The organism is Flavobacterium sp. FPG59 (genome assembly GCF_002150205.1).
Taxonomy (GTDB): domain Bacteria; phylum Bacteroidota; class Bacteroidia; order Flavobacteriales; family Flavobacteriaceae; genus Flavobacterium.
On sequence record NZ_MTCA01000359.1, the window covers coordinates 1 to 1,567 of the forward strand.

A 1,567-nucleotide genomic window follows, 5' to 3' on the forward strand; every position below is an offset into this window, starting at 1 on the left:
ATTTATATACTGCTTAATAGGATCTAATAAATATTTTGACATCATATATCAAAATGATGATAAATATTTTGAAAGACATAAAATATATCTGCTTAACTCCAATTTTCTAGTAACAGATGATCGTCAAGATTGGCTTATTCAAAAAATTGTAAATGAAAGAAATTCAATCGAATCTTTATTTAAGAAATTCGAAAGAGAAGTTCCATTTGAGATAAAAATTATCTACTCGCCTAAATTGGGAAATTTGGATGTTAAGTTTAATTATGATGACCCTCTCCAAAATAAAAATAGTGCAATTGGTGATGGCTATCGTGCTTGGATAAAAAGTTTAGGAATTGAGTTTTAAAACCCAGCTACTCGAAGTATTCACAAAAAACGTTCTTAAAAACTTCAGGCTGCTGCGCTAATGTCTCTGACTTCGCGCCATTATATATTGTATAGCAACGCAGATTCGCAGATTAAATGTTACTATAATCTGAGAATCTGCGGTTATTTTAAAAAGGTAATTATATTTCGAATCCTAGTTTTTCGCGCACTTTAGCTAGTACACCATTGGCCACAGCCGATGCTTTTTGAGCACCAATTTTTAAAAGCGCATCTACCTCGTTAAGATTACTCATGTAGTAGTTGTATTTTTCTCTTTCGGTTTTAAAGGTTTCGCAAATCAATTCAAACAAAGCTTGTTTGGCGTGACCGTAACCGTAATTACCGCCTAGATAATTAGCACGCATTGCTGCTAATTGTTCTTCTGTTGCCAATAAAGCATAAATAGCAAAAGCGTTGCAGGTATCTGGATTTTTAGGATCTTCAAGTGGTGTACTATCGGTTTCAATACTCATGACTTGTTTGCGTAAGGCTTTGTCATCCAGGAATATATTGATGATATTATTAGCTGATTTACTCATTTTTCCACCATTAGTACCTGGAATCAACATGCTGTCTTCTTGAATTTTGGCTTCAGGAAGGACAAAGGTTTCGCCCATTTGGTGATTGAATCTTGAGGCTACATCACGGGTGATCTCTAAATGCTGCAACTGGTCTTTTCCTACTGGTACAAACTCGGCATCGTACAATAAAATATCTGCCGCCATCAGCATAGGGTAGGAGAACAGTCCTGCATTGACATCATCCAGTCTATCTGCTTTATCTTTGAAAGAATGAGCTAATGTCAAGCGTTGGAACGGAAAAAAACAGCTCAAGTACCAAGACAATTCTGCCGTTTGTGGCACATCTGATTGTCTGTAAAAAACCACTTTTTCTACATTCAATCCGCAAGCCAGCCAAGCTGCTGCTGTGCTGTAGGTATTGGTTCGTAGTGTTGTTCCGTCTTTTATTTGAGTAACCGAATGCAAATCAGCAATGAACAAAAAAGATTCATTTTCGGGTTTGTTTGAGAGTGCTATTGCGGGTATAATTGCGCCAAGAAGATTTCCTAAATGTGGTGTCCCTGTACTTTGAACCCCGGTAAGTATTTTTGCCATTATGATTTTAACTTTTCCCGCAAAGTTCGCAAAGTTTTTTATTTATTACCGTAAAATTGTAAATTTTAAAATTAGGAGTCCCGATT

At 36.1% G+C, this 1,567-nt stretch carries 2 protein-coding genes; one reads left to right on the forward strand and one right to left on the reverse strand.

Going from position 1 to position 1,567, the window contains the following annotated elements; genetic code table 11:
• Positions 1–346, forward strand: a 346-nt coding sequence (locus FPG59_RS16795) for a hypothetical protein (protein WP_217875951.1), incomplete at its 5' end; no start/stop codon positions are given.
• A gap of 160 nt (positions 347–506) precedes the next feature.
• On the opposite strand, the gene trpS is transcribed toward FPG59_RS16795, so the two are convergent.
• Positions 507–1,481, reverse strand: a complete 975-nt coding sequence (gene trpS, locus FPG59_RS15955) for a tryptophan--tRNA ligase (protein ID WP_086455517.1) — start codon at positions 1,479–1,481, stop codon at positions 507–509.
• Between the last annotated feature and the right edge of the window lie 86 nt (positions 1,482–1,567).

Excerpts from the sequence above, each read along its gene's own strand:
- trpS (WP_086455517.1), bottom strand. The coding sequence starts at position 1,481 with ATGGCAAAAATACTTACCGGGGTTCAAAGTACAGGGACACCACATTTA.